Source organism: Agarivorans sp. TSD2052 (genome assembly GCF_023238625.1).
Taxonomy (GTDB): domain Bacteria; phylum Pseudomonadota; class Gammaproteobacteria; order Enterobacterales; family Celerinatantimonadaceae; genus Agarivorans.
Genome location: NZ_CP096670.1, coordinates 2,966,438 through 2,988,235, shown reverse-complemented (window position 1 = coordinate 2,988,235; position 21,798 = coordinate 2,966,438). Strand labels below are relative to the sequence as shown.

At 44.4% G+C, this 21,798-nt stretch carries 5 protein-coding genes; 3 read left to right on the top strand and 2 right to left on the bottom strand.

Annotated features, from left to right (window positions below; translation table 11 throughout):
* Positions 1–4 precede the first annotated feature (4 nt).
* The 3 genes from M0C34_RS13495 (at position 5) to M0C34_RS13485 (ending at position 19,924) form a co-directional block, all read left to right on the top strand.
* The gene (locus M0C34_RS13495) at positions 5–1,330 is read left to right on the top strand and encodes an HlyD family type I secretion periplasmic adaptor subunit (protein WP_248712207.1); all 1,326 of its coding nucleotides are present in this window, start codon (positions 5–7) and stop codon (positions 1,328–1,330) included.
* Between the two features lie 12 nt (positions 1,331–1,342).
* Positions 1,343–19,120, top strand: coding sequence for a VCBS domain-containing protein (locus tag M0C34_RS13490; protein WP_248712206.1), 17,778 nt, complete (start codon positions 1,343–1,345; stop codon positions 19,118–19,120).
* Positions 19,121–19,309: 189 nt separating this feature from the next.
* Positions 19,310–19,924: a porin family protein gene (locus M0C34_RS13485; RefSeq protein ID WP_248712205.1), complete on the top strand. Its 615-nt coding sequence runs from the start codon at positions 19,310–19,312 to the stop codon at positions 19,922–19,924.
* Here M0C34_RS13485 and M0C34_RS13480 read toward each other — a convergent pair.
* Together M0C34_RS13480 and M0C34_RS13475 are read right to left on the bottom strand one after the other, a co-directional pair.
* The gene (locus M0C34_RS13480; protein WP_248712204.1) at positions 19,897–21,159 is read right to left on the bottom strand and encodes an MFS transporter; all 1,263 of its coding nucleotides are present in this window, start codon (positions 21,157–21,159) and stop codon (positions 19,897–19,899) included. The genes M0C34_RS13485 and M0C34_RS13480 overlap by 28 nt on opposite strands.
* Entirely contained in the window at positions 21,110–21,781 is a 672-nt protein-coding gene (locus M0C34_RS13475; protein WP_248712203.1) for a DapH/DapD/GlmU-related protein, read from the bottom strand. Before M0C34_RS13475 ends, M0C34_RS13480 begins: the two co-directional genes overlap by 50 nt.
* Positions 21,782–21,798: the final 17 nt, after the last annotated feature.

Genomic DNA, 21,798 nt, shown 5'->3' with positions numbered 1-21,798 from the left:
TATTATGGATAAACGTCAATTGGCTAATCGAGTTTGGCCCGAGCATGAATTTACTGACGCAATTGAAGCGCCAACCGAGCGAAAACTGATCCGTCGTATCGGCTTATTTATAGCGTTTTCAGTGTTGGCTGTGCTGCTATGGTCGATTTTTACCACCGTTGAAGAAATTGCTAAAGCAAAAGGTCAAGTGGTCCCCCTCGGGCATAGGCAAGTGATTCAAAGCCAGCTCGGTGGAACATTAGCATCGGTTAGTGTTGAAGAAGGTGATGTTGTTAAAAAAGGCGATATATTAGCTAATTTTGTGGCTATTGATAGCCAATCATTGGAACAAGAGTTATCCAGTAAGCAAGCTAACTTAGAGCTGAGAATGGAGCGTTACAATGCCTTTGTTGAGCAACGTACTGCTGATTTCTCTGCTTTTGAAAGCGAATACCCTAAATTACTTAAGCAGCATATTTCGGCTCTAAAACGGATGAACGATGAGCTAGCCGCAACATCAGCGCTCAGTGAATCAGAAATCGCTAAATCTAAAGCGGAGCTAGCTGCGATAGAAAATGAAGTCCCGGCTTTGAAAGACCAAATTTCAGCCTCCCGCAAAACCATCAATATGATGAAGTCTCCTAGTGGTATTCAAGTGGTCTCTAAACTCCAAGTACTTGAAGCGCAACAAAAGTTAGATTCATATGTCCGCGAGCTTAAGTCTTTAGAGGGTAAGGAAGAAGTATTAAGCAAAAATCTCACAAATTTAACTAAGCAACTAGAGCAAAAAAACGCGGCTTTGTTTAATCAAGTGGGCGAAAAACGTGCTGATGCCCAAGCTGAATTATTGGGTATTGAGGCTCGCTTAAGATCTTCAGATTCTCAAGTATCTCAAACTACGGTATTAGCGCCAGTTGATGGCATTGTTCAATCGATACCCACTACGTCTTCAGGCAGTGTTATTGCCCCCGGTGGGACAGTGGCGGTAATAGTACCCACCACCAAAGAAGCATTAATTGAAGCGAAGCTTTCGCCACGTGACATTGGCTTTGTTAGTGAAGGGCAAACCGCAAGAATCAAAATAGATGCCTTTGATTACAGCCGATACGGTGCTTTAGACGGCGTGGTGCAGAGGATTTCGCCCTCTACTGACACTGATGAGAAAGGCGGTGTTTTTTATAAGGTTAAAATCAGTATTGAGAAGCCCTATTTTAACGATGATCCTGAGCGTTTTGGATTGATTCCGGGTATGACCGGCGAGGTAGATATTGTTACCGGTGATAAGACGGTATTCCAGTATTTGTGGAAACCGGTGTTTACCAACATCACGACAGCCTTTGGCGAACGTTAATCGAGGCAAATTATGACTCAAGACAAGCATGATAAATCATCGCGAAATGCTGATGAGAAGCGCGCTAAAAACAGCGCTGCCAAACCCGCCGACAAAGACAAAGGAATACAAAAAGCCAGACGTATCGATGAAGATGTAGCAAGGCTTAAGGCAAAAGAGTTACGTGATGTACAAACAGTAGGCTTAAGTAATCAAGATTTAGTTGCCGATAAATCAACTCATCAGCTATTGGCCGGTGCCGAGCAAGCTGATAGAGATCTTACGCTATTAGATGAGCCGCAAGCTGAAGATGCTCAGCCAGACCATGTTGCTGCCGAGCAACATACTCCCATCGAAAAAATTGATGCTGATAATTCAGAACTGTCAGCTGGAGCCGCGCTTGATCTTAAGGCTACTGCTGCAGAACATGCCCTAGGTAGTTCACCCCGCATTGGTCAAGGCGGGGGACTAAAGCCACTTGGCACTAATCAATGGTATTCACCTCATTCTTTCTTAAGCAATAGTGAGCTGGCCTCTAGTCTTCACAACGCTGAGTTCAAGCCTGTGCCTCATCACTTGCAAGCAAGTTTAGCTGTTAAGCAAATTGCTCAAGTCAAGCATCTTCAAAGTGGCGCAGCCCAGCCAATAGCCATGCATGCTGAAGGAAAGCAGCAACAAAGTGGAATAGTAAAAGAAGACCAAACTAGCACCGTATCGGGTGAGTTACATATTGCGGGTTTAGGATCTGCAAGCGCTACTTGGTCAGTAGAATCGGGAAGTGGTAAGTACGGTCAGTTAGTGGTTGATCCAGATACAGGTCAATGGCGTTATGTGTTGAATAACTCTTGCGTTGATACCAATGCACTGGCTGAATGCGAGCACCATACCGAGCAATTTCTCGTATTTGCCACTAACAATAATCATCAGCATGTAAAGATGTTGGTGTCGATTGAAGTTGAAGGCAGTAACGACTTACCGGTGATATCGGGTTTACATCATGCCAGCGTTGCAGAGATGGATAAATTAGCTAAAGTTGACGGGCAGTTGCTGGCGACTGATCCTGACCATAACGAACATTTGCAATGGGCATTGGCTAACCCGCACGGCCAGTTTGGCAGTTTAAGCATCAACGCTACCACTGGAGAGTGGCAATATCTTTTGGATAATAAATCTGCTGCGACCTTAGCCTTAACTGAAGGGCAACAAGTCGTAGAGCATTTTGTTGCAACAGTCACCGATAGCTCTGGTCAAGCAGTGAAACATGACGTTAGCGTATTGGTGACGGGCAGTAATGAGCAGGCCGCGATTAGCGGCAGCTTTAGTGGGATAGTCACAGAAGATAAAAATGTTCAAGCGGGAGAGCTACATTGTGCAGGGCTGCTGCAGATACAAGATCCCGATGCTCAACAAGCGTCATTTATTAGTGAGCAATTACAAGGGCAGTTTGGCCAATTTCAAATAGATACTGATGGCCACTGGACCTACTCAGTTGCCAATGCTTCAGCTGCCATTCAAGGCTTAAAAACCAGTGAGTCTCTCACTGACACTATGTTAGTACATAGCGTAGATGGCACAGAGAAAAAGATCACTATTACGATTAATGGCACCGACGATAAAGCTGTTATTTCAAATGCTCATTTAAGTTCTTCTGCAGGCTTGGATAAAGGTGCACCGTCACCAGATGGAGAAACCTACGCCTCTATCACTGAAGATATCAATGTATCCCATGGCAACTTAACTGCTGATGGCGCATTAACTATTACGGATGTAGACAATGGCCAAGCCCAGTTCAGCGCGGAAACCCTGCAAGGCCAGTTTGGTACTCTATCAATCAATGAATTAGGCCACTGGACCTATACCGCCGATAACTCTCAGCCGAGTATTCAAGGGCTTAAAACCGGTGAGTCAGTGACTGACACTGTGCTTGTACATTCTGTGGATGGCACTGAACAAAAAATCACAATAACTATTAATGGTACTGACGATAAAGCCATTATTGGTGGCACTTCAACGGCCAATTTAACCGAAGATAAAGACGTTCATGGTGGTCAACTTCGTGTTGATGGTGCGTTGACTATCACTGATGCCGATGCAGGCCAAAACCAATTTGCGGCCACCTCATTACAAGGGCAGTTTGGTACTCTATCAATCAATGAATTAGGCCATTGGACCTACACCGCCGATAATTCACAAGCCACTATTCAAAGCTTAAAAATCGGTGAATTACTAACTGATTCATTATTGGTGCATAGCGTTGACGGTACCGAGCAAAAAATCACTGTCACCATCAATGGTACTGACGATAAAGCCCAAATTGCTGGTACTTCAACAGCCAGTTTAACCGAAGATAAAGGCGTTCATAGTGGCCAGCTTCGAGTCGATGGCACACTTACTGTTACCGATTTAGACAACGGCCAAGCCCAGTTTTCAGCAGGTTCATTACAAGGTCAATTCGGCACTTTATCGATTAACAATTTAGGCCATTGGACCTACACTGCTTATAACTCTCAGCCGAGCATTCAAGGCCTTAAAACCGGTGAGTCCATCACCGATATGGTGTTAGTTCACTCGGTTGATGGCACTGAACAAAAAATCATTGTCACGATTAATGGTACTGACGATAAAGCCCAAATTGCTGGTACTTCAACAGCCAGTTTAACCGAAGATAAAGACGTTCATAGCGGTGTCTCATCACAAGAGCTTCGAGTCGATGGGTTGCTGACGGTAACCGATCCCGATGCAGGGCAAAGCCAATTTGCGGCCACCTCATTACAAGGGCAGTTTGGTACTCTATCAATCAATGAATTAGGTCACTGGACTTACACTGCGGATAACTCTCAAGCGACTATTCAAGGTCTAAAAACCGGTGAAGCCTTAACTGATACATTATTGGTGCATGGCGTTGACGGTACCGAGCAAAAAATCACCGTCACGATTAACGGTACTGATGATAAAGCCGTTATTGGTGGTACTTCCACTGCTAGCCTGACCGAAGATAAAGATGTTCATAGTGGCATCTCATCACAAGAGCTTCGAGTCGATGGCGCATTAATTATTACGGATGTTGACAGTGGTCAAGCGCTGTTCAGCGCTGAAACGCTGCAAGGTCAATTCGGCACACTGACCATCAATAATTTAGGTCATTGGACCTACACCGCAGATAATTCACAAGCCACTATTCAAAGCTTAAAAACCGGTGAATCACTAACTGATTCATTATTGGTGCATAGCGTTGACGGTACCGAGCAAAAAATCACTGTCACCATCAATGGTACTGACGATAAAGCCCAAATTGCTGGTACTTCAACAGCCAGTTTAACCGAAGATAAAGACGTTCATAGTGGCCAGCTTCGAGTCGATGGCACACTTACTGTTACCGATTTAGACAACGGCCAAGCCCAGTTTTCAGCAGGTTCATTACAAGGTCAATTCGGCACTTTATCGATTAACAATTTAGGCCATTGGACCTACACTGCTTATAACTCTCAGCCGAGCATTCAAGGCCTTAAAGCCGGTGAGTCCATCACCGATATGGTGTTAGTTCACTCGGTTGATGGCACAGAGCAAAAAATTACCGTCACGATTAATGGTACTGACGATAAAGCCATTATTGCTGGTACTTCAACAGCCAGTTTAACCGAAGATAAAGACGTTCATAGCGGTGTCTCATCACAAGAGCTTCGAGTCGATGGGGCGTTGACGGTAACGGATGCGGATAATGGTCAGGCACAATTTACCGCGACCTCATTACAAGGGCAGTTTGGTACTCTATCAATCAATGAATTAGGCCATTGGACCTACACAACCGATAACTCGCAGCCGACTATTCAGGGTTTAAAAACAGGTGAGTCAGTTACCGATACTGTATTTGTTCATTCGGTTGATGGCACAGAGCAAAAAATCATTGTCACGATTGATGGGACCGACGATAAAGCTCAAATCGCAGGCGCTTTTACTGCAAACCTCACTGAAGATAAAGACGTTCATAGTGGTCAACTTCGCGTCGATGGGGCGCTGACGGTAACGGATGCGGATAATGGTGAGGCACAATTTACCGCGACCTCATTACAAGGGCAGTTTGGTACTCTTTCTATCAATGAATTAGGTCACTGGACTTACACCGCGGATAACTCACAAGCGACTATTCAAGGTCTAAAAAACGGTGAAGCCTTAACTGATACATTATTGGTGCATAGCGTTGATGGCACAGAGCAAAAAATTACCGTCACCATTAACGGCACTGACGATAAAGCCCAAATTGCTGGAACCAGTAGGGCAAGCCTAACCGAAGATAAAGATGTTCATAGTGGCCAGCTTAAAATAGACGGTTCACTAACTGTTACCGATTCAGATAACGGCCAAAGCCAATTCGCTGCTACATCACTGCAAGGCCAGTTCGGTATCCTGAGTATCAACAATTTAGGGCACTGGATCTACACTGCCGATAACTCTCAGCCGAGTATTCAAGGGCTTAAAACAGGCGAATCTGTCACCGATGCAGTGTTAGTTCACTCGATTGACGGCACAGAGCAAAAAATCACTGTCACTATTAACGGTACTGACGATAAAGCTCAAATCGCAGGCGCTTCAACTGCAAACATCACTGAAGATAAAGACGTTCGTCAGGGGCAACTTCGTGTTGATGGTGCACTCAATGTTACCGATAGTGACAATGGCCAAGCCCAGTTCAGCGCGGAAACTCTGAAAGGTCAGTTTGGTACTCTAACCATCAATGAATTAGGTCATTGGACCTACACCGCCGAAAATTCGCAAGCGACAATTCAAGGGCTGAAAACCGGTGAAGCCTTAACTGACACTCTAGTTGTCCACAGCGTTGATGGCACTGAGCAAAAAATCACTGTCACCATTAACGGTACTGACGATAAAGCCGTGATTGCGGGCACTGCAACGGCCAGCCTCACCGAAGATAAAGACGTTCACTCGGGATTATTAAGGGTTGATGGTGCGTTAACCATTACTGATAGTGATAACGGCCAAGCCCAGTTCAGCGCAGAAACCCTTCAAGGTCAATTCGGTACGCTGACTATCAATAATCTCGGCCATTGGACCTACACCGCGGATAACTCACAAGCCACAATTCAAGGTCTAAAAACGGGTGAGTCGGTAACTGACACGCTGCTGGTTCACTCTGTTGATGGCACTGAACAACAAGTCACCGTCACCATTAACGGTACTGACGATAAAGCCGTGATTGCGGGCTCTGCAACGGCCAGCCTCACCGAAGATAAAGAGGTACATGCGGGACAATTGCGCGCTGATGGCGCATTAACGGTAACAGATCTTGATAACGGCCAAGCGCAATTTCAAGCCGAAAGCTTACAAGGTCAGTACGGTACTTTAACGCTGAATAGCCTTGGTCATTGGACTTATACTGCAGATAATTCAAAGCCGATTATTCAAGGCCTTCAAACAGGTGAATCATTAACAGATACGTTAGTAGTTCATTCGGTTGATGGTACGTCAAAACAAATATCAGTCACTATTAACGGCAGCGATGATAAAGCGGTCATTGCTGGCACGGCAACCGCTAATTTAACCGAAGATAAAGAGGTTCATGCGGGACAATTGCGCGCTGATGGCGCATTAACGGTAACAGATCTTGATAACGGCCAAGCGCAATTTCAAGCCGAAAGCTTACAAGGTCAGTACGGTACATTAACCCTGAATAACCTAGGTCACTGGACTTATATCGCAGATAATTCAAAGCCAACAATTCAAGGCCTTCAATCAGGCGAATCATTAACAGATTCGTTAGTGGTTCATTCGGTTGATGGTACCTCTCAACAAATATCAGTCACTATTAACGGCAGTGATGATAAAGCGGTCATAGCTGGCACTTCAACCGCTAATTTAACCGAAGATAAAGAGGTACATGCGGGACAATTACGCGTTGATGGCGCATTAACAGTAACAGATCTTGATAACGGCCAAGCGCAATTTCAAGCCGAAAGCTTACAAGGGCAGTACGGTACTTTAACGCTGAATAATCTTGGTCATTGGACTTATACCGCAGATAATTCAAAACCGGTTATTCAAGGTCTTCAAACAGGAGAGTCATTAACAGATACGTTAGTGGTTCATTCGGTTGATGGTACGTCACAACAAATATCAATCACAATTAACGGTAGCAATGACAAACCAATTGTAACGGCTTGGACTCAGTTAGCATCAGGAACAGAAGATAAACCTGTTACGATTAAAACCGCGGATTTACTAAAACATGCAACTGATGTAGACGCCACAGATATTCTTCAAGTCGATAATCTACATGCAACTAATGGCCATCTTACTGACAATAAAGATGGTAGTTATACTTTTACACCAGACAAAGACTTTAATGGTGAAGTTCGTTTAACTTATAATGTCATCGATGGGCATGGCGGTAGTGTAGGTACTCAAGCCAAATTTGATCTAGCAGCTGCTCCAGACCAAGCTGTTATTACTGACGCTCAGACAGACGATAACCTAAGAGGTGTGACAGAAGATAGAGGTTATATAGATACTCATTACAAATTACATTATAACGGTCAATTAAATATTCATGATCCTGATGTAGGTCAGGACCACTTTGATCCTAATATAGGCCCGCAAACTTATGAGGGTATCGGATATGACACGAAATTAGGTGGTCATGTAGTGCTAACACCAGATGGTCACTACACCTACACCTTAGATAATCGTAAAGTTCAAAACCTTGCTGAAGGTGAAGTAAAGCAGGACTCGGTCGTAATTCGATCTGCAGATGGCACGGCTCACACTATTGAACTTTCGGTTCATGGTACCAATGATAGGCCGACTATAGCAGCGCAATCACATTCCTTAATAGAAGGCGGTGCCATCCTACATGGGAAAATGGTTGGTCAAGATGTTGACACAGGTGCAGTACTGCAATATTCAGCACCAAAAATTGATGGTCTTATATTTAACTCTGATGGAAGTTATAGCTTCGACCCGAGTAATTCAAGTTATCAGTCATTGTCTGCTGGCACAACGAAAACTCTGACAATACCCGTTACTATCACTGACGAACATAATGCCCATTCCACCCAAAACCTTTCTATTATCATCACCGGAGTAAATAATGCAGCCGTCATTGGTGGCGTTGATACAGGGGATGTAAATGAGGCTACTGCAGGTCGAGATATGTCACCTGATTATGCGCAATCGGGTATGAGTCTTTTGGGGCGCAGCCCGCTTTATGCAAATGGTGCAATGACAATTACTGATCTTGATGCAGGTGAAGAAACCTTTAACTCTCGTGGTCTTGGATATAATTACACCGGTAAATACGGTGATTTAATGTTAAGAGAAGACGGAAGTTGGTCTTATTATGCAGACGCCGGAAACATAGGGATTAAAGGAGGACGTTCTACGTCTAGAGGCACCGAAATTGATCACCTTGGTGATGGTCAAACGCTCACAGACACAATCACTGTATATTCTAAAGATGGTACAGCTCACGATATAGTTATTACTATTCATGGCAGCAATGACCGCCCTTATTGCTCATCAGAAGTGACCCTCAATGTTGGCTCTGAAGATACTCGTCAAACTATCACAGCCGCGCAACTACTATCGAATACTGTTGATGTAGACCGCAATGATGCTGGTTTGCTCACTATTGAAAACTTACATGTAGATCACGGCTCTATAGCCATTAATCCTGATGGCAGCTATTTATTCACACCAGAAAAAGACTACAACGGTGCAGTTAAATTTAACTATGACATCAAAGATGGGCATGGCGGTATCACCCATACTCAGGCGAAATTGACCTTAACAGCCTCACAAGATGCAGCAACATTTACCGGTGATAGCACTGGCGATGTACATGAAGGGCATACTTTTACTGCTGTTGATGGAACGGTCAGTAATGGGTCTGTTGGGGATCGCTCTCCAGATCATCAACATGGCAATATTGGCAAACTTTGGAATGATGAAATCCATACCGACGGCCACCTTAATATCAACGATGCTGATAGCGGTGAATCTCATGCTCAAACGGGTATTTATCATGGTAATTTTGGCCAAGTCATATTACAAACAAATGGCGATTGGAGCTATTACGCTTCAATTGGGCAAGATGCAACGGGCAGAACAATCGATAAGCTCGGTCAGGGGCAAAGTCTAACCGATACAGTAACAATCAAGTCAAGTGATGGCACTCCACACAATATCGTTATCACTATTCATGGTAGTAATGACCGTCCTTATTGCTCGTCAGAAGTACAGTTAAATGCCGGAACAGAAGACACTCGCCAAACCATTACCGTAGCGCAGTTACTTACCAATACTGTTGATGTTGATAACAATGATATCGGCTTGCTCACGATTGAAAATCTACACCCCGATCATGGCTCTATTGCGACTAATTCCGATGGCAGTTTCAGCTTTACCCCTGAAAAAGACTACAACGGCCAAGTGCACTTCACCTATGACGTGAAAGATGGCCATGGCGGCATCACGCATACTAGCGCATCGACCACTCTTTCTGCGGTTAATGATAACCCTGATGTTTCACCGTTAGCCGACAGCATCAAAGAAGGCGCAAGTCATAACCTAGACTTGCTAACTGGCGCTACAGATATTGAGGGCGATACGCTACATATCGAGCAACTGACTTACTCTATCGATGGTGCTCCTAGCACAACACAATTACCATCAGGATTATCATTAGCCGCTGACGGTCATACCTTAATGATTGATGCCACAGACCCAGCCTATAATCATCTAGCCAATGGTCAATCACTTAAAATTGCAGTGTCATACCTTGTTAATGATGGTCATGGTGGTCAAAGCCAACAAACTGCAAACTTAACGATTCAGGGGACCGATGACAAAGCGACACTTGTGTCTAATGTTATTCAGCTAACAGAAACCCAAGCCCTCGATAGTCAATTTAAAACTTACAAGGGCAACTTACAGCTTGTTGACCCCGATACTGGTGATAAAACCCATTTCGCCCAACTGAGTGGAACATATTTAGGCCAAGGTTTTGCCCCTGGTAATCTCGATGTTTGGTCCGATGGCTCATATCAATTTAGGTTGGAAGGCGCGAGTAATCGCCATGCAGATGATCTTATCAGCAGCTTGCACACTGGTGAGTCGCTGGAGATCCCGTATGAGGTTAAAACTAGCGACGGTCAAACATTGACCATCATGGTTAAAGTAATAGGAGAAGATAACCAAGCCAGAATAGAAGTCGGCCGGTACTCAAGCTTTAATGAGCATGCTTATGAAGACAACCTCTCCCCAGGCAGTACGCCGAATCAGATTTACAGCGGCGGGAATTTACATGTTATCGATCCCGATCATGATCAAGCAGGCTTTATTGCACAAAATCTAACGACCCCTGAAGGTGGCCATTTCTTTATTAATGCCAGAGGTAACTGGGCTTACACCATAGACAATGACAAGTTGCAACATCTAGGTGCAGGTCAAAGTTATCAGAAAACCTTTACCGTTGAATCTATTGACGGTAGCGCACATCAGAATATTACAGTCACTGTCCATGGTACCAATGATGCGCCCGTGGTTTCAGCACAAGTACAGTTGGCTGCGGGCACCGAAGACACCGATATACAACTGAGTACAGCCGAGCTAATAGCCAATGCCACTGACGTTGATGACAATGATGCAGGCCAGCTCAGTATTGCCAATTTAACTGCAGATCATGGCACTATTACAGTTAATCCAAACGGTACGTTTACCTTTCATCCTCAGAAAGACTACAACGGTCAAGTTCATTTTAGTTATGACGTTAAAGATGCACATGGTGGTGTCACACATACGGGTGCAACGACAACATTAGCGGCGGTTCAAGATAGCGCAGTTATTACAGAAGTTAATACTGGTAGCATCATTGAAGACGGGCCTCATGGCAGCAATACTAATGGCACAGTAAATGAGATAGCCACAGGTACACTGAATGTTACAGACCCTGACAGTGGTGAAAATGCGTTTAGATACAGCCAATTCGGAGAAACAAAAATACACGACCCGTTCGGGGGTATGTTACGTATAGATAATGGTGGAAGCTGGGGTTACAGTGTAAACAACGCTAACCTTCAACACTTAGCTGAAGGTCAAACCGAAGTTGTTATATATCGAGTACATAGTAAAGATGGTACACCCTACGATCTTCATATTAATGTCACGGGGACTAATGATGCACCCACTGTAAACCAAGTGCATTTAACCAATGGTACTGAAGATGTCAGTTACCAAATGCAGGCAAGCCAGTTTGGTTTTAGCGATGTTGATTCAGGCGACACACTTCATTCTATAAGCTTAACCAATCTGCCAAGTTTAACTGAAGGTAAATTTGTTTTAGATGGACATGATGTATCAGCAAATCAGATTATCGATGTTGGAGATATCAGTAAGCTTCAATTTATCCCAGCTAAAGACTTTCATGGTGATGTTCATTTCAGTTATACCGTAAACGATGGTCATGTCGATTCAGCCCCTGCAACAGGCTCTTTAAATATTGCTTCAGTGGAAGATCTATTAATCGATAGTGGAGTTCGTGACTTAGGTGTAACGGATGAAGATACCTCCACTCACTTTACAGAAGCACAATTATTGGAACATTTATCTGATGTTGATGGCCCATTGCATGTAAGTGGCTTACCAACATCGGCACATGGTGCAGTCACAGCAAATGCTTCTGGAGGGTATGATTTTACTCCAACCCCTAATTACCACGGCCCTGCAGAAATTGACTACAAAGTCACTGATGGCTCGACTGAATATGCTAAAACAGCTCAACTATCTGTAACCCCAATCACCGATACAGCACAAGTCGGCCTTAGCATGACAGCCCAACAACAAGTGATGCAGTTAGGTACAGATGGTTCTGCCTCTGCAATGAACAATGGGGGGTTACAAACCGGCGACCAAATCAATAGTGTCGCGGTCGAGTTTAATGTTATCGGCGGCCCACAAGTCACATCGGGCTCAACGCATGGAGCCACCTACTTTAGTTATGCCAATAGTGAATCAGATAATGAAATGTATGCTTGGAAACCAAGCAATTTAACTATTGCGATCCATGGCACTGAATACGCTACAGGCATCGATACAACTCAAGATACTGCAACTCACCGCTATTCAATTTTATGGGATTCAAATACAGGGGTACTGCAAGTATTAGTGGATGGTGACGTTAAGTTTACTCATGCAAATGTCCATAAAGGCCAACCAATGAATGGTCATGGCACCCTAGCTATTGGACAAGATCAGGATGTGGTTCATGGTCAGAAATTTGTGCTTGAGGATGGCTCACATAAATCCCATGGTTTTGGTGTTAATGACGCATTTCATGGTCAAATTTTTAGTACATCAATGGTGACGAATCACCCTGTAGCCCCCGCTTCTCTTCAGCATGCTCCTCTAGCGAATACGGTTGATAAAGATAATGGCCTTGTTATTGATATGAGAATGTCAGCTTCAGGGCAGTTAGTTGATATGACTGGGCACCATCAGCTAACCTCTTTTGGATCGTTAACCTCACATACTGTGTCAGTTGATACAGGAGTCGCTATTCCTAATAGTGATTCTTTACTGAATCTTAGCCCTCATATTGTCGACCCCGTTGATCCCGACGACCATATTTCTAAGGTAGAATTACTAGGATTGATTTCAGGCACAGTCATCACCGATGGTACTCCTGGGCACAATCATGTTGTTTCATCAATGACGGATGCTCTCAATATTCAGGGCTGGGATTTAGATCATCTTACCGCGCAGTTACCTGGAGGCAATAATCATAACATGGACATTATTGTTCGTGTGGAGACTACCGGACCAGATGGCGCCACCTCAACCACAGAAGCACACCAGCCTTTAGTGCTTGATCCTACTAAACCGATTCCAAATGCCGTAATTAGCGGCGATGATAATAAGACAACCGATGAAGACACGTCGATATCAGGACAGCTATTAATTACAGATACCGATGCCGCACAAGCGCATTTTGATACTACGCCTATTGATGGCAAGTATGGCCATTTAACGATTGATTCAGACGGCCATTGGACTTATACACCAAATGCTACAGCCAATGCCTTAAATAAAACTGATCATGTACAAGATGCGTTAATTGTTACCTCACTTGATGGCACCCAGCATCAAATTGTCGTTAACATTGATGGCCGTGACGATAACCCAATCGTTACTGAACTTGCAGCACCTAAAACCGTTATAGAAGACGGTGGACATGACCATGTTCGCACTTCAGGAATGCTAAGTATCAGCGATCCTGATACCGGTGATACCCATAGCATTACTGAACAAACCGATGTATTGGGCACTTATGGACATTTTTCAATTGCGGCGAATGGCGGCTGGCATTATGAACTTGATAATGCTTTACCTGCAACTCAAGCCTTAACCGAAGGGCAACACGTTACCGAAACATTCAATGTAGTCGTTACCGATAATGAAGGTGGGCAAACAACTCACACCATGCACTTTGACGTTCAAGGTAGCAATGAAGCGCCAACAATTACAGCAAGCACAATTTCAGCTTATGAAGATACCGACTATCACTTTACAAAGGCGGATTTTGGGTTTACTGACAGTGATGGTGGCTCATTAGAGCACTTAACGATTACGGAGCTACCACCTAAATCTCAGGGAGAATTAAGCTTAAATGGTCACGCTATAACGGCTAACCAACAAATCAGTAATGCGGACATTCCTAATTTAGTGTTTACGCCAAATCTTAACTTTAATGGAAATGTAAACTTTAAATATAGTGTTAGCGATGGCCATGATAGTTCAGCAGAAGCTCAGGCAACTATTGATGTTGCTTCTAGAAATGATGCACCAACGATAACGCCAAACTCACTGAGCGGTACAGAAGATAATACTTATAGCTTCAACGAAGCTGATTTTGGTTTTACCGATGTCGATAATGGCGATACTCTAAATCACATTACTATTACCGATTTACCAGATATTGCAGACGGTAAACTTACTTTAAATGGTGTAGAAGTTACAACCAATCAACAAATTTCAGCCACTGACATAGGTCAACTTAAGTTTGAACCAAGCGCCAACTTCCATGGTGATGTAGACTTTGCTTATTCAGTCAATGATGGTCATGTGGACTCAGCACCAGCCAGAGCATCAATACATATCGCTTCAGTTGACGATCCATTAATCGATAGCGGTATGCGTGATTTAGGTACAACGGATGAAGATACCACCACACATTTTACAGACGCGCAATTACTCGCAAACTTATCAGATGCCGATGGTGCGTTACATATAAGCGGCGTGCCGACATCAACTCATGGCACAGTAACAGCGAATGCATCAGGAGGGTATGACTTTACCCCGAATGCAAATTACCATGGACCAGCTGAAATTGACTATAAAGTCAGTGACGGAACGACCGAGTACGCCCAAACGGCTCATTTAAGTGTGAGCTCAGTTACAGATGCAGCAACGACTTCCTTGTCTGCAGAAGTTCAACGTACAGCATTTGGCCTAACCTCATCATCTGACCATGGATATATCAAGCCACATGGCGATCAAATTGAATCTGGTGGTGATTTACACGCTTTTACGGCTGAATTCACTTATATCCATGATCCCAAAATCACCATTGGTACTTATCAAGATTTTGTTATGTTTCATGGGGTTAAACCTGATGGCACGCCTGATATGGATGGCGTTAATTTCGGCATGTGGACCTTTGGCGGTAATTTGAAGTTTACCAGTTCACATATCAGTGGTGATAACGGCAACCCTGGAGTCAATTTTAATGATGGTCAAGATCATCGTATAACCATGACATGGGATGGTAAAACAGATACCGCTCTACTTTATGATAACGGTGTTTTAAAAGTTACGGTTCATGGTTTTGCAGGAAGTGATCACATTGCGGCAAATCCATTTTTAAATGTAGGCAGTAAATACGTTCCGGGGCATTTTGCAGGACAAGATAAATTTCCAGGACGATTGCTCTCAACTAGTTTTGCCTCGCAAGCACTTACACCAGAACAAATTCAACATGGCCCAGTCTATGAGTCTGTTAGTAAAAATAATGGTCTATTAATCGACATTAGATCCGACAGTCATGGCCTTATATCAGACCAAACAGGTCACCATCAGCTTGATATTGCTGACTTACATACGTTTACAGGTGAAATGGTCAATACTGGCTCAACGGCTTTAGCGCCAGGCGATGTATTACATATGCACCTGTCAGTAGCGGCTCCTATAGATCATGACGATGTTCTCAGCAAGATAGAGATATTGGGACTTGCGAAAGGCACGATTCTTAGCGATGGTCATCATAGTTTAACGATTGGCTCAGCGGTGCAACATGCGGATGTTACCGGTTGGGATTTAGATAAAGTGACAGCAACATTACCTGCTCATGGCGATCAGAACATGCTAATGCAGTTAGTCGCAACCACGACCGGACCTGATGGTATAAGTACAACCGATAGTGCAAAACTGCCAATAATATTAGATGTTAACTCCCCGGTTCCTGATGCTGTTATTACCGGGGATGAACAACTAACCACAGATGAAGTCTCAACTGTATCGGGTCAGCTAACTATTACCGATACAGATCCATCGCAAGCACACTTTATTGCTGAAGTTATACCAAGTGCTCATGGTCAATTTACGATAAAAGCTGACGGAAGTTGGGAGTTCACCCCAAGTAAGCTGGCAGAAACCTTGACTCAAAACCATAACGCCACCGATATTGTTACCGTAAAAACTCTTGATGGAACAGAGCAACAATTGAGTGTAACACTCATCGGCAGCGACACTGCCCCAACAACCGTCACCACCGATTTAGGCATGGTTGAATCTGGTCATACTCATGACTTCCAAGCAACTGATTTACTGGCCAATGTTACTGATGTCGATACTAGTGCTGCGGGGTTATCGATTGTCGCAGGATCACTGCTCTCTCCCCATGGAACTGTGGTAACCAATCCTGACGGCAGCTATAGCTTTACTGCAAACCCAGGCTTTGTTGGTAACGATTTAGCCATTAGTTTCAAAATCAGCGATGGTCATAACACTATTGATGCCAACGCAATAATTGATGTCACGCCGTCTCTGGCAATTACCCGATTAGAGCGAGATACTGGGGTCAGTGACAGTGACTTTGTTACTAGCGACGGCCACATAATCTTATACGGAACTGGCGAGCCTGGTAGCACGATCCAGGGAAGTGGGATTCTCAGCGGTCCTAAAGCAATTGTCGATGCAAATGGTCATTGGAAAATGGATGTTAGCGCAACAGATCGCGCCGATGGTACCTATACGCTGACCGTATTTGAAGTAAAAGCTGATGGCAGCTATGCCCAAGCCCATCATAAAATCACTATAGATACTGCTAAACCAACGTTGTCTATCGACCCTATCTCCAATGACGATTGGGTAAATCATCATGACCATCAGCAGGATTTAACGATTACAGGCGCCACAACCCATGTGGCTGATGGCAATTCGGTTGATGTGATTGTCGCAGGTACACACTATAGCGCCAGCGTTAACAATAACCATTGGCAATTGGTCATTCCGGCAAATCAAGTTGCCAATATTAGCGACAATGCCTATCAAGTCCATGCAGAGGTTATCGCGACTGCAACTGGCGACACAGCTCAAGTTCAACGCCAGCTAGTGGTATCTGCCGATTTAAGTACTCTGGTACAAACTCAGGCAGTAGAAGAGGACAGTAAAACCACAGCAGCAGGGACGATATTTGCTGTAGGCGCGAGTGAAACTGTTACCACTGCAGGCATATTACAAGGCAACTATGGCACTTTACAGATGAATGCCGATGGTAGTTACCAATACACATTGGACAATAACGCAGCCGCTATTCAGCAAATGGGGCAAACAGATAGCCATGCAGATAACTTTTTCATCAGTTATACCAATAACCATGGCGACATCAAGCATGCCGTGGTCAATATTGGTATTCATGGCACCAACGACGCCCCCCTCTTAACGGGCACTTTTGAAATATCTCGTTCAATTACGACGGGCTCAATGACTAACACCCATTCCTTTGGCTATATCAATATTGATGACATCGATGCTGGTGATAACCTCAACATTGAATACGTTGATAGTCAGGGTGGACACCATCTATTGGATTTTACGTCAGGCAACAGTAATAAAATTGATGTACAAGGCATCGGTCATTTTAGTATCGATGCCGACGGACGTTGGGATTTTACTTTCAGTCACAGTGGTCCAGAGCGTGACAAGCTTGATCAAGAAGTTGCCGCAGGCAAGATTCACACCGAAACAGTCACCCTCAAAGTAACTGATGGCAGTGGGCAGAGCCGGGAAGAACACCTAACGGTGCATATCGGTGATGGTAAGACCGGACCACAGATTTTCGGAGCGTCCGAGTCTGTGGTTACCGAAGATAAAGTAACTCAATCCCACGGCTTGCTCGATTTATTGGTCGGCGACGTCAAGGTGGCCAACGGTGTCACGTGGGAATTGCAACCTGGGGCGCACCCTCAATACGGTGATTTAACATTAAACTCCGATGGTAGTTGGCAGTATCAAGCCAATAATGACTCAGCTCGTGTACAAGCCCTAGCTGAAGGTGAGCGACTTGAAGAAACAATAATGGTGACCGCTACTGATTCTCTTGGTCACAGCGTAGATCAAGCAATGAAATTGGTGATCATCGGTACCAATGATGTACCTGTTGTTGGACATGCCCTTGCTAATACGGTTGTTGAAGATCATCTGCTCACTCTGAGTAAAGCTGATTTACTTGCTAACGTTCACGATACAGACGCTAAAGATGTGCTTGATGTAAGCCATTTATCAATAGTCGGTGGTGGTACTATTACCCAACAAGGTGACCATTGGGTTATCAATCCTAGGGTAAATTATAATGGAGAATTACGCTTAAACTATACCGTGACCGATGGTCATGTAGATATAGATAACAGTATGGCGATTCATGTGTCGCCTGATGCCGATACTCCTACCATGATATTTACTAAGCATGTCGGTGATTTAGCTTCGCCACTCGATACTATGGCGATTTCGGGTAATGAAAATTCTGATTTAGCACTTAATATTAACGTATCCAGTCCTGATACAAATGAAACACTCACTGTTGAAATTACAGGCGTTCCACCAGGGGCTTCGCTATCTGCGGGGACTGAAAATAACGGCATATGGACACTACAACAAAGCGAGTTAACTAACCTCAAAGTTATTCCTGAAGCTGACTTTCATGGCCATTTTGATTTAAGTGTTTCAGCAATTAGTCGTGATGGCAGTGAACAGACTTCGGTTAGTCAAACTATTGGAGTTGATGTACTAGCGGCACCTGTACTCGCTGGAATAGGGCAATCAGATGCTCCACAAAGTGACACTGAAACAGATACGCTGACCTTTAGCTCAAGTGTTGATGCGGATTTCTCCGATGCGGTAAGCACTGGGATGAATAATGATCCAATAGCCCCGGTGGATCATTATTTCCAAATGTTGGGAATGAGCAGAGATGACACGCCGTTGGAGTCTTTAGCTGGCGACCAAACAGATATACTACCTGAATTTAACGTAGACAACCCTTTAGCTGATGCAGATGATTTAGCATTACAATCGTCGGATCCGTTTGACAATCCATTGGCTGAAGGTGAGGACCAACATCATCAACTTGATGATGTTCAAGACAATAATCATAATCATAGCCAACTTGTTGATGATAATACGGCTGTAGATAGTCATGATGATTTATTGCATCAAGCATTAAACGATATGCATAATCAGTGGTAAACCCGATTAGCTTTGTGTGTAAAATATACAGCGTAATGTTGACCTTACGCTAATATAATGCAATTTATGCTTTTGTAGTTTAATAATCCGAATCAGCGGTTTTTATTAGGTTTTTCTCTTGGCCTAAATGGCAGCTCATGGCAGAATGCCGCCTTATCTCTTCGATGTTATTTAGTTAAAGGACTCACCATGAAATTTCGCCTAGCTGTTGGCGCTGCTGTTTTCGCTTCTGTTGCTTTACCTGTTCAAGCTGATCTTATTGGTCTTACTCTTGCGAGTCACATAGCGCAAACCGATACCGACCCTAAAGCGTCTTCTGCGTGGCAGGGTGATATGGAGTTGCGTTTAAAGCACTTCGTGCCGCTCATTCCTAATGTTGCTATTGGCGTAAATAAACGTAAGCAAGGCGATGCGGCAGATGGTTCAAGTTACCAAGCGGAGTTGTACTACAACCTATTTGATACCGCAGGCTTATACTTAGACTTAGGCGCCGGTTATGAAAGCTGGGACAGTGCTGATAGCTTTTTAGCTGGTTCTGATGATGGCGAGCAAATCTATGCAGTTGGCCGAGTGGCATGGCGCTTCCCCGGCACTGGTTTGGGCGTAGAAAGTGATTTGAAATGGTCGGTGACTAACGAAGATTACAAAGCCAACCGATTCCGCGCCGGTCTTAACTATGAATTAGCAGATTTGGTCGTTAGCTCTATCGAACTCTCTGGTGGCTACCAATATGAAGATATTTCTACGCATAGCTACAATACCAGTAACAATGGTGCTTACTTAGGATTAGCGGTTAATTTCTGATAGTTAGTCGTATTGACGGCTTGTTGTAAGCAACAAGCCGTCATCGCCAGCAAGCCTAACAAAGCGCTGATACTGACCAAGGCAAAAATGGCTTGCTGCTGGCGTATCTGCCAAACAAAGGCGCCTAAAAAGGGGGCACACGCACTAGCCAGTAAATAGGGCACAGCCAAGTATCCAGATATAGCGCCAAAGTTTTCACTTCCTAATAATTGTTTCGTGAGTACTGGCCGCATAATGCTGGTGACCCCATAAGCGGCGCCTTGCAGAACGACAAAAAACCAAATCCAATGTGGCCAGTGCCCTAATAGCCACAATAGGCAGGCCGCCGTAAACATGCTAAAGAAACACAGCATCGCAATGACCTGGTTAGTCAGGTGCTTATCTAGGCTCATTATGACTATTCTGCCAAGCACTTGCATTGGCCCTATTATCGACATCACCCATACCGCATTAATGGGGGTAAAGTGGAGAGCATACATGCTGGGGAGCAGGTAATTTACCACCACGGTGTGGTTTAAAGCGCTCAGTGAAAACGCACTAGCAATTAGCCAAAAGCTCAGTGTTTTTAGGCTGGAAAGCGCAGTTGTCGGCAGGTTTTTATTTGTGGGTTCTATTGTTGAGTAATGGGCATTTTGTAGCGTATTTGCGCTAAACCACAGCAGCGGAACCGCCACTAAAATGATCATTAAACCCAAAATGCTGGTGGTCGACTGCCAGCCCACATGAGCGACTAAATAAAAGCAAACGGGAAAGCTTAAGGTGCCAGCAAAACCCGCATATAAGGTCACTTTAGTGATAGCCGATTTAGCCTTAGCCCCGGTGTAACGCGTTAAAAAAGCAAAACAGGGTTCATATAAACAACCAGCACTGGCTGTGCCAATCAAAGCCCAGCATAAATAAAACTGCCAAAGCTGTTGAATCTGACCTAACATCACTAGCCCTAAGCCGCCAACAATAGCGCTCAGTACTAACACTTTATTGCCTCTGCCTTGGTCAATCAAACGGCCTATAAGTGGTGAGCAGCAAGCCGATACCACCAGCGCCAAAGTAAAGGCTAAGGATAGCTCGGCCAACGATCCATTTAACTGCTTTTGCCAAGTGAGCAATAGTGCCGGAAAACTATAATAAAGACTGGCCCACAGCAGGGTTTGAGCGATGGCCATACCATGAATGGCAAAGGCCACTTTATGATTGCTTGTTGGCATTAAGCCGATTCTGCGCAGCATGGTTTTCATAGTGTTCTAAAAAGCTTAAGCAATCTTGCTGAAATAGCGGTAAGGCTTTGGCCAGTTGTTGGTGAGACCAATTCCACCACGCCAGTTTATCTAAACGCTGGCCCACATCAGCTTGTTCAAAACGCGGGCGCAATATCTTGGCGGGGTTGCCAACCACAATATGCCACGCAGGTACATCTTTAGTCACGATACTGCCAGAGCCGACAATGGCGCCATTACCAATGTTGACTCCGGGCATTATAATCGCGCCATGGCCTATCCATACATCGTGACCAATGGTGACTTTATTGTCGGCGCGCCATACAAATACTTGCTCGTCAACGCTGCTCGCCAAACCATACTTTTGTGGGCGGTAGCTAAAGTGATGAAGACTAGCGCGCCACCAAGGGTGATTGCTGGGGTTGATGCGCACACTTGAGGCAATTGAGACAAATTTTCCCACTTCACAAAGGGCTATATCCACATCATTTTGCGCGTAGCTGTAATCGCCAAATTCTACGTTGTCCAATAAACAGCGCTCACCAATTTCAGTCCAAGCGCCTAATTGGCTGCTGCTTACTGAAGAGCTTTCAGCTACCGAGGGCGCAGAGTGTAAGTTATTTCCTGGGGCAATAATGGCCATCTTAGTCTCCTTTAAAT

Excerpts from the sequence above, each read along its gene's own strand:
- M0C34_RS13495 (WP_248712207.1), top strand. The coding sequence starts at position 5 with ATGGATAAACGTCAATTGGCTAATCGAGTTTGGCCCGAGCATGAATTT.
- M0C34_RS13490 (WP_248712206.1), top strand. The coding sequence starts at position 1,343 with ATGACTCAAGACAAGCATGATAAATCATCGCGAAATGCTGATGAGAAG.
- M0C34_RS13485 (WP_248712205.1), top strand. The coding sequence starts at position 19,310 with ATGAAATTTCGCCTAGCTGTTGGCGCTGCTGTTTTCGCTTCTGTTGCT.
- M0C34_RS13480 (WP_248712204.1), bottom strand. The coding sequence starts at position 21,159 with ATGAAAACCATGCTGCGCAGAATCGGCTTAATGCCAACAAGCAATCAT.
- M0C34_RS13475 (WP_248712203.1), bottom strand. The coding sequence starts at position 21,781 with ATGGCCATTATTGCCCCAGGAAATAACTTACACTCTGCGCCCTCGGTA.